Origin of the sequence: Endozoicomonas sp. ALC013 (assembly GCF_049310205.1) — a bacterium.
Taxonomy (GTDB): domain Bacteria; phylum Pseudomonadota; class Gammaproteobacteria; order Pseudomonadales; family Endozoicomonadaceae; genus Endozoicomonas.
Genome location: NZ_JBLYNS010000172.1, coordinates 1 through 8,865, shown reverse-complemented (window position 1 = coordinate 8,865; position 8,865 = coordinate 1). Strand labels below are relative to the sequence as shown.

Genomic DNA, 8,865 nt, shown 5'->3' with positions numbered 1-8,865 from the left:
GGATATCAGCCCTGAGGTTTCGCAAGCCCTGGCCTGAGAATGTTGAAACGGCTTATGCCGTGGAGAAAATCATCCGTGATGCTGATGCTGTGCCTAATACCATGATTATTTTGCACGATCGTATTACATCATTCTTGACAGCGGCAGACATTGACTACCCTGTTACTTGATTACCAGATGTCCGGCTTATTCATCGCCTCGACACAGTGTGGTTTGCCAGCGATTGGCTCAATCTCCTTACTAACCAGCGACTGGCCTAACCAACCTTCCGGATGGGACAACGGCAGTGGTGCTTTGATCACGGTTTCACTGACAGGCGCAAAACCTGTTCGACAGTAGTAATCAGGATCACCATAGGTGAATACCAACTCTGTGCCATTGTCTTTTAATGTACGCAGGCCAAAGTGGATCAATGCCTGACCGGTACCTTTACCCTGGTAATCAGTGCCGACAATGCCTCCAAATTAATGACAGTCTGTCTCTTGTGCTACTCTGAGACTTTCGTGATCCTGAGGAAAAGAATAATGAACATAAGCATTTCTTATACGCCTGCTACTTCCGGGCAGCAAGCTGAAACACCTAACCTGGTAAAAGCACTTACAGGCTATGGGGTGTTCGCAGGGTTTCTTATTTGCATTAAAAAAGTCCAGGATCCAGGATTGGTGACGTTGGCTGCTTCCAGTGCGGTTGGCGCAGGCCTGGGTTACTTATGTGGGTATTCAATTCACCATTCATTATTGGCAGTTGTCGATGGTGTGCGAAATGTTACCAATGGTTTGAATGCGTTGTTCCCGGGTGCAGATAATCACACCGTTACTCCCACAGCAGCCTCAATCAATCAGTGGTTGGAAACCAACGATCAGGATAATAACGTCAGGTTATCTAATAATCCCGGCAACGACGTTGCCCGCCAGACATTGAGTCGACGGCACAGTGTTTAACGGTTGTGTCACATCCTGAAGGCACTGGTATGTCTTTCCCGGGCAGAGAGTGTGCATTGCAGGGGTGTCAGGCCTTTTTTGCATTAATGTTCTACAGCGTTGCAACTATTTTTTCGCACAGCTTTTTTAAAGTGATTAATTCATCAAGGTCAAGCTGGATTTTACATTTCATTTGAGCAGGCACCTGCAACGCCTCTTTTTTTAATCCGGTTCCTTCCTCAGTCAGTTTTAACACGCGCACGCGTTCGTCCTGCTCACTGCGTCCACGTTCGACCAGGCCCTTGCCCTCCAGCCGCTTCAAAAGAGGGGTTAATGTGCCAGAATCCAGATGCAGTCTTGCGCCAATATCCTTTACACTGATGCCATCATTTTCCCACAACACCATCATCACCAGATATTGGGCATACGTCAGATCCAGCTTATCCAGTAATGGACGATAAGTCCGAACCACGGCATTTGATGCACTATAAAGCGGAAAACACACCTGATGATCCAGCAACATGTGCTCTTCCGCAGAGAGTTGAGTTTTCTGTTCACAAAGAGCCATCAGCCGCACCCATAAAATAAATTGCACACAATATACTTGTCTTTCGCTCTTTTTCAGATAAAATATTGTCAGCAATTAAGTTGTTCACAATATAAATAGCAAAGGATATTACCATGACTTCTATCTATAAAACTCAGGCAACTGCTCTGGCTGGTCGTAACGGACAGGTAAAAACAGACGATGGTATGTTAAATCTGGAGCTGTCCTACCCAAAAGAAATGGGTGGTACTGGTGCGGCGACGAATCCTGAGCAGCTGTTTGCCGCGGGTTACGCTGCCTGCTTCTCAAACGCCATTCTTCATGTTGCCCGTGAAAGCAAGGTAGCTTTGCAAGCTGCCCCGGTCACATCCGAAGTGGGCATTGGCCCGAATGCCAGTGGTGGCTTTGCACTTACTGTCAGTCTGACAGTAAACCTGGATTTACCCCGGGAGCAGTCTTTGGAACTGGTTCGGGTTGCACATCAGGTGTGTCCATACTCTAATGCCGTCCGTGGCAACATTGATGTTCAGATATCCGCCAATGGTCAGCTTATTTAATCCGGAAATGCACGCCTGAAAATTGTCTTGATGGGACGTAATGATGCCTGCAAAAGCGGGCATCATTACTTTTCAATGCAGCCTCCTGGAGTCGGATGATTTATCCATATTCCGGATGAAGCATCATACAACCATGAATATGTCATAATTCAAGTATCAATCAAAAAAGATGACAAATTCATGAATTCAGTTAATGTCACGGCTAACCAGCCCGGTTCGAAAGTTGAAGTTATCGCTCCATTTTTAGCAACTAAGGCCAGTTCCGGGCAAACAGCATCGGTTTCAACATCTTTTAACCGACAGGTAAGAACTCAAGACAAGCCTTATTACCCTGGCTTAAAACGTCAGCCCGGCGAAGAAAAGCGTGTCACTCAAGACTTCAGCGAGAAAAGATGCACATTAACCACCCTTGCAAACCCGGTTTCTGGCAGACAGGGTCAACAGTTTTCAGGATCGGGTCAGAACAGTCAACGCTACGAGTTTTACCCCTTGGTTGAATGTTATGGGCAAAACTTGCAGACCAGTGAACAGGAGTACCAGCCACCCAGTAAAGTAGCCCTGCCATTAAAAGAAAGAAAAACTTATCGATGTAGATGGGATGGTTGTGGTAAAACATTTACTCGAAGCAATAATCTGCAAGTACACCAACGTACTCATGTGGGGCTGAAGCCGTTTAAATGTGATTTTGCGGGTTGCAGAAAAACATTTGCCAGGAATTATGATCTAAAAGCACACCAATTCATTCATACGGGGCATTGGCCGTATGAATGTGATTCTGAGGGTTGCAGAAAAGCGTTTGCCAGGAAGTCTGATCTAAAAAGACACCAACGCATGCATACGGGGGAGAGACCATATGAATGTGAGTATGTGGATTGCAATAAGAAGTTTACCACGAGTCAAAATCTGCAAGTACACCGACGCATTCATACGGGGGAGAGGCCATATAAATGTGAGTATGTGGACTGCAATAAGAAGTTTACCACGAGTCAAAATCTGCAAGTACACCGACGCATTCATACGGGCTATAAGCCATTTAAATGTGAGTTTGTGGATTGTGGCAGGAGATTTATCACAAAGAACAAGATGAAATTACATGAACGTAGTCATTTAAATGAGAGTTCGTGAATTCGGTAAGAGTTTTGCCATGGAGCTAAATCTAAAATAATATGAATTCAAGGTATGTCAAAGCTTCCGGATCAGGTTCAAAAATTGAAGCTATCGCTCAATTTTTATTGGCTAAGGCCATCGGGCAAACAGCATCGGCCTCAGCATCTTTTAACCGACAGGTAATAGCTCAAGAGAAGCCTTATGACCCTGGCATCAAACGTAAGCCGGGCGAAGAAAAGCTTATCCATTTCCATGTGAGTTTGGGGGTTGCGATAGGGGATATATCACGAAGCAAAATCTGAGAAGACACGAACGCACTCATAAGGATCAGTCATCATAATTATCCTGGACTTCCCGGGTAAAGTCGTTCCAGTCGATCTTTGGTGTACGCCATTTATATTTTGTATCAGAGCCATGGTTCTCTGAAGCCCAGGTGTCGTATTTCAGGGCACAATCATGCAAGTTAGTAATCGTGTCAGGAATCACCTTGCCCAAGAGGTTGTTAACCAGCCACGCCGGTATGGAACCCTTTGGATCAGAGTGCGAGATAAATATCAGTTTAGTCCCGCCAAAATGGGTCGGTATCATGTAATACCCAGTGATAAATGAGCGAGCCCTTACAAATCCTTCCCGCTCAGGACAGTCTGCATGGTCCACGCTGTGGTTCATAATGATATACTCACCGTTGGTAAACTCCATCCAGGAGCGCATGTTGCAGAAATCACGTTTCGAGATCGGCCAAGGGGGTTGCACTGCGTAATATCCAATGTCATTCCGGTAATCCAGCTGACAGATGTCGCGCCCCTCAACCATCTTCTTGTCCCAGGTTTTGCGGTAGTCTGCATCATGCAGTGTGTTGAACAGTGTTTCGGGATTAATATCGTCCCACTGGACAGTTGCACGGACAATGTTGAATCCGGTGCCTTTCTCACCAGGCTTCAGATCCTCTGGCCTGGACTCCACGAGAATAGCTTTCTGGCTATCCTCATAGACTTTTGTCCACTTGCCATCCTGGCTCCCGGCGAAGTCACGCAGTTTAACGAAGTCGGGCAGTTGCATCAGCTTGTACCTCTGCCCCTTTGATTCAACAAAGACAGGGGTAACCGGACACCTTGCAGCGTTCCCATCCGGGGAATGTGTTACCTGAAAACCTGGTGATATTTGCCTGTCTTCTAATGGCTTTTTTGCTGATGTTGTTGCTGGTGCCTGCTTGCCACCCTCAGGTAAGTCTTGAATAGAGTGGGCTACATTTTCTTCTACGGAAACTAAATTAGTATGCCATGTACCGACATCATTCTGACGCTGGGTCCCCGGCCTGCTAATTGATCTACTACTGTATTCATCAAATTGGGGATTACCTTGACATGCTCGCATTTTGTAACCAGATAGTCTTGATCAACTCGCACAATGCCACTATAAAAGCCCATGAAAAATAAATGTCAAGTCGAGTAATGTCGGTTTTATCTGCCCTGATTGTCAGGGCAGTCGTTTTCAGCCTCCTGGCATTAAGTAGCTAACCATATGAAATCATATATTTGTGACTCCTTGTTCAGGCACTCCCGGCAACTGCTCCTGCGTTGCTCTAGCTCCTGCATCCATGCAGTCGTGCTTCGTTACAACTCCGGTCACATAGCTACGGCTATGCTCCCTCCGTTGTGCCTCGGATAGCACCTGCCCAAGTAGCCAGAAATATGTGATTCCATATGGCCAGCTACTTAATTACTTAAAACCAATGGATGTTTGCGATGTTGTGCCTCTTTTATGGCCAGTGCCTCAGGGTAGTTGCTGGTATCGCAGGGAATGTTAAACCGGTCTTCCAGGATCTGACACACTTGTTCTGCAATGGCATAATGGGCCTCTGCACTCGGATGCACACTGTCGCTGTAAAATGCTGTTTTTCCCGGAGCTATCTGAGACAAATGATTGCAGACGGGGTGCCAGCTGTCATCAAATGCCGCATTGTTTAGCAGTTCCCGGGTAAAAATGTTGCGCTGCTGTTCAGCCTCTTTTCGCTTTTGTGCAATAAGGGCCCGGCGATCTATTTCAACCTCTCCATCGTCATCTATACCCGGTATCGGAATATTCAGAATAGGGTGCACAAAATCCCATTGAGGATCTTGTCGCAGAACTTCAAACACTTCTTCACCATCAATTTTCATGACACGATAACCAGAGTGCTGAGGAAATGATTCCCTTAGCAGGTTGATTCTCATACTCAGGCTGGCATTGTATACTCGCCATTTTTCATGCAACTTCTGTCGTTCGGGGGCGTTAAGAAACCTGGGCGTGGAAGTGATATCGGGCAGTGAAAACACGATAACCCGCTGAGCACCTGCTTGCAGCACATTGTAAATATCCTGTGCCTGTTCCTGGGCAATATCGTCAGGTTCCTGCCAGTTATTCAGGAAATCATTACCGCCATTAAAAAAGACCACCAGGGTGTCCGGCAGGATCAGTGGGCTGGAAGTGTCTTTACCGACCTTGCCATTGCGCTCACTCAGATAGGACTGAACAATCAGACCCTCACAAGGGGGTATAAGGCTGCCCTGAAAGAGCGTGACAACAGCATCCATGACCCCCTCCACAGAACTCAGGAAGGCACCGGGTCTGCCCAGCTTACTTTCAGCACAGAGTATCCAGCTGCCTGCCATGGCCCGGTTATCAAGGTTCACTTTGTGCTGATTCGGGTATGACATCATTCTGACCAGCACCTCGGGCCACATCAAATCCATCTCTCTGCCGGTGGTCCACTTCCCTTTTTCGTAGTGCTGGCTGTCCGGCAGGAGAGGGATCTGGTCTGCAAACTGGCTGGTGGTTGACAGTAAGGTCTCTTCAGCCACGGCAGGAATCATAGAGAACAGGTCTGCCCTGATAATTTCACCCAGGGCCTCGGTCTTATTGGCCAGAAGTCTGCTGATACTTTTGATGGAAGGCATCTGACGGGCAATATAGGAATGCTGAATAGTGCGGAGAAAGCGGGTGGTGCGTTGTACCGCCCCGAGCAGGGGACTGTCCAGCTTCTGTTCCATGTATTCAAGGCCTGCCAGTATGTTCGTCAGCAGTGATTCCAGCTGGTTCACCGCATGCTCTTCCAACCCGGTCATTAGCTGCCGGATAAAGCTTTGTTCACGTTTTTCTGCCTGAAGTTCTATCCGGTAGAGTGCAAATGTTTGTTTAATATTCCGGATGCTGCTGGCGCGGGAGAAGAACTGGCTCAGATCAATGGGGGGCTCTTCGACCATCGGGTTGAAATCCCCCCTCAGGGTTTTCAGCAGATTGAAGGTAGAAAGCGCTGAATCAGGTGTATGAAAATCATCACCATGACTGTCTGAGAGGCTGTCCCCAAATACCAGTAAGGTATGAGGGCTCCATGGCTCAGGTTTGATTACTACAGGACTGCTTATATTCGGCTCATGGTGCGCACTGGTTTGCAGGGAAAACAAAACCAGGCAGCAGGTGATCAGTGTATACCAACAGTTTTTCATGGTCTGGCCCTGACTGAACTACTTACCCATGTTCCTCAATTTTAACCCAGTTATCATGATTTACAGGCTGAATCTGATGGCAGTTTTTTATATGAGTATATAAGTTAGAAGATTGAGAAAAAGATTTAACGCATATCAGGCAAAGATATGGTTTAACCCCAGAGTGGACAGAGGCATGTCTTTCTAAACCAGCTTTTTGAGTAAACCGTTTTTTACATACGTGGCATTTATAGTTTTTTGTAATCAGATGAACCGATCTCTCGTGTAGGCAACGTGCAATATCAAATCTGAATGTTTCACCACACCCTTTCCGGCTACATGTAAATTTTTTGCTCTTTGAGTCTTTTGCCACTGGATTGCGGCTGGATAACCTTTCCGATCCGTTAGTTAAATTGTTTGGCTGAGGGGAAGCTAAAGAAACAGGAATTTGTTGATAAACGGCAGGGCGTGATTGATCATTGGCCTGAGTATGGGCGACAGGAGCCAGGCCAAGGAGGCCGCAAAAACAGATTTGCCGTAAATTATTGTTATTGCTCAACATGGGATGACTGAATTATTCAATAATACTTTGGATCACTGATCACTTCTCTTTATAAATGTTCCTTCGCGACAGGCTAAGCCCAAGGATGTGTGAGGCTCCATGAGCTGAAATCATTCGTTGAAAGCAGGTTCGACTCCTGCCCGGTAAAGACTCATCTCATGCCGTAAGCGAGTATTTCGTAGTCAGTGTAACGGTCTCTTCTACCTCTTTTGGGGCATAGAGGTAGATTCAAGCCCATTATTTTTTGCTTTATTCCTTACAAAGGCGGCAGCTTGCTTACCAGCGATTTTTGCTTGTTCTTTATCACCGGTATTCCTGAGAACTTTGTAGTAAGCCTTAATATAAGCCTTCCGTTGCTCGGTCTGTCCGTAAGCCCTCTTGGTAGCCTTCCCTTTCTCGGACTGCTGGTAAGTCTTCGTGACAGCCATCCCTTTCTCGGACTGCTGGTAAGTCCTCTTGACAGCCTTCCCTCTCTCGGACTGCTGGTAAGTCTTCTTGACAGCCTTCCCTTTCTCGGACTGCTCGTAAGCCTTCCGGCAATCCTTCTTTTTCTCGGACTGTGCCCGGGCTTTGGCAGCCTTGATTTTCCCGGATTGCTCGTGAGGTACAGCGAGCGTGAGGAGCCGAGGTTCATCAGAACCGGACGATTCATGTGCTTTAAACTGACTGGTTTCAATTGTAACTTGCTCTTGTGGGTCTTTATTTAATGGATCAACTTGAACAACTGGACGTGATGGTGGCTGAGAAAAAACAGCTAATGAATTTTCCGGAGACAACTTATGGGTTATTTGCTCAAATTTTGTTGTGGATGGTAAATGAGAAATTGAAAAATCACTCAGTGAATGTGGAGCCGGTAGTGTGTCCAGATTTATTACATCCTGATTTAAATACCCATCATAGAATGAGTCAGGTGTCTGTATAGAGTGGCCAGCCATACTTGGCTGTGAATCTAAAGGATCATTTGGTATTGAGTGTGCATCCAGAAACTCCTGTAACCATGAGTAGTCAGAAATGAAAATTGAGTCAAAATCGGATATGTACATTGAATTTTTGAATTATTGAGATATTGAATTAAAGCTTAAGACCTCTCATACTTTATAAAAGTTCCCTCCTGACACAAGTCGCTTACTATTTATGTCAAAAATGCATAAATGATTGATATGGATATCAGCAATAACGATGTAAAACTCTTTGGAAACCTTAGCTGTTCCCGACTGCCCGTGAGCCACTGCAAGCGAGAAGGGCACAATTCCAGCAGAACCGGGCGATTCAGAAGCTTTAAACTGTGAATTGAAGTTGTTGGTTGGTATTAAATGTGCTGTTAGAAAATCCTGTAATCGGGAATAACCAAGAATGATATTTGATTCTACGTTAACTTTGTTTATGGAATTATCTAATTGTTGAAATATTAAATTATAGTTTATGACTAATAATTTTTATAAAAGTATTGTTTTATTTTCTTTTATTAGGAAACAAAAGGATTCTGTGCAGATTATTTGCTTAAATGCTGTTTGGATTGTTTTGATTCTCATCTTATGAAAAAAATACTGATAATCAGGTAATAAAGTACTATGGGCATTACAGGCACAGCTTCAGGTAATGAAGTTCAGTATCAGCAGGCTATTGATCCTGCTGATGGCACCCTGAAGCCATCATCTTCACAAGACGCCATTGAATCTAAAGGGTTTACCGGAACCAGGGCCGTGGT

The 8,865-nt window shown here is 45.6% G+C and carries 10 protein-coding genes; 5 read left to right on the top strand and 5 right to left on the bottom strand.

The window, feature by feature from the left end; genetic code table 11:
• Positions 1-2: 2 nt before the first annotated feature.
• Positions 3-170, top strand: a complete 168-nt coding sequence (locus ACO6V1_RS20950) for a pseudouridine-5'-phosphate glycosidase (RefSeq protein WP_422468349.1) — start codon at positions 3-5, stop codon at positions 168-170.
• On the opposite strand, the gene ACO6V1_RS20945 is transcribed toward ACO6V1_RS20950, so the two are convergent.
• Positions 171-413: a hypothetical protein gene (locus ACO6V1_RS20945; protein ID WP_422446585.1), complete on the bottom strand. Its 243-nt coding sequence runs from the start codon at positions 411-413 to the stop codon at positions 171-173. It abuts the gene before it with no gap.
• A 111-nt stretch (positions 414-524) separates the two neighbouring features.
• Between ACO6V1_RS20945 and ACO6V1_RS20940 the strand changes: the two genes are divergently transcribed.
• On the top strand, positions 525-941 hold the full coding sequence (locus ACO6V1_RS20940; RefSeq protein ID WP_101745577.1) for a hypothetical protein: 417 nt from the start codon (positions 525-527) through the stop codon (positions 939-941).
• A 91-nt stretch (positions 942-1,032) separates the two neighbouring features.
• Here ACO6V1_RS20940 and ACO6V1_RS20935 read toward each other — a convergent pair whose 3' ends face one another.
• Positions 1,033-1,443, bottom strand: coding sequence for a MarR family winged helix-turn-helix transcriptional regulator (locus tag ACO6V1_RS20935; protein WP_276328469.1), 411 nt, complete (start codon positions 1,441-1,443; stop codon positions 1,033-1,035).
• A 158-nt stretch (positions 1,444-1,601) separates the two neighbouring features.
• Between ACO6V1_RS20935 and ACO6V1_RS20930 the strand changes: the two genes are divergently transcribed.
• The 3 genes from ACO6V1_RS20930 (at position 1,602) to ACO6V1_RS20920 (ending at position 3,433) form a co-directional block, all read left to right on the top strand.
• Positions 1,602-2,024, top strand: coding sequence for an organic hydroperoxide resistance protein (locus ACO6V1_RS20930; protein ID WP_422446579.1), 423 nt, complete (start codon positions 1,602-1,604; stop codon positions 2,022-2,024).
• Positions 2,025-2,204: 180 nt separating this feature from the next.
• The gene (locus ACO6V1_RS20925) at positions 2,205-3,149 is read left to right on the top strand and encodes a C2H2-type zinc finger protein (protein WP_422446577.1); all 945 of its coding nucleotides are present in this window, start codon (positions 2,205-2,207) and stop codon (positions 3,147-3,149) included.
• A gap of 41 nt (positions 3,150-3,190) precedes the next feature.
• A complete protein-coding gene (locus tag ACO6V1_RS20920; protein ID WP_422468347.1) occupies positions 3,191-3,433 on the top strand; it encodes a hypothetical protein in 243 nt (80 codons plus the stop codon).
• Between the two features lie 25 nt (positions 3,434-3,458).
• Here the strand turns inward: ACO6V1_RS20920 and ACO6V1_RS20915 are convergent, their stop codons facing one another.
• From ACO6V1_RS20915 to ACO6V1_RS20905, 3 genes are all read right to left on the bottom strand, one after another.
• Positions 3,459-4,505, bottom strand: a complete 1,047-nt coding sequence (locus tag ACO6V1_RS20915) for an START domain-containing protein (protein ID WP_422468345.1) — start codon at positions 4,503-4,505, stop codon at positions 3,459-3,461.
• A gap of 341 nt (positions 4,506-4,846) precedes the next feature.
• Positions 4,847-6,616 carry an SGNH/GDSL hydrolase family protein gene (locus tag ACO6V1_RS20910; RefSeq protein WP_422446571.1) on the bottom strand — a complete coding sequence of 590 codons (1,770 nt, stop codon included), beginning with the start codon at positions 6,614-6,616 and terminating at the stop codon, positions 4,847-4,849.
• A gap of 741 nt (positions 6,617-7,357) precedes the next feature.
• A complete protein-coding gene (locus ACO6V1_RS20905) occupies positions 7,358-7,933 on the bottom strand; it encodes a hypothetical protein (RefSeq protein ID WP_422446567.1) in 576 nt (191 codons plus the stop codon).
• Positions 7,934-8,865: the final 932 nt, after the last annotated feature.

Coding starts and splice junctions, on each gene's coding strand:
- ACO6V1_RS20940 (WP_101745577.1), top strand. CDS start 525: ATGAACATAAGCATTTCTTATACGCCTGCTACTTCCGGGCAGCAAGCT.
- ACO6V1_RS20935 (WP_276328469.1), bottom strand. CDS start 1,443: ATGTTGCTGGATCATCAGGTGTGTTTTCCGCTTTATAGTGCATCAAAT.
- ACO6V1_RS20930 (WP_422446579.1), top strand. CDS start 1,602: ATGACTTCTATCTATAAAACTCAGGCAACTGCTCTGGCTGGTCGTAAC.
- ACO6V1_RS20925 (WP_422446577.1), top strand. CDS start 2,205: ATGAATTCAGTTAATGTCACGGCTAACCAGCCCGGTTCGAAAGTTGAA.
- ACO6V1_RS20920 (WP_422468347.1), top strand. CDS start 3,191: ATGAATTCAAGGTATGTCAAAGCTTCCGGATCAGGTTCAAAAATTGAA.
- ACO6V1_RS20915 (WP_422468345.1), bottom strand. CDS start 4,505: ATGCGAGCATGTCAAGGTAATCCCCAATTTGATGAATACAGTAGTAGA.
- ACO6V1_RS20910 (WP_422446571.1), bottom strand. CDS start 6,616: ATGAAAAACTGTTGGTATACACTGATCACCTGCTGCCTGGTTTTGTTT.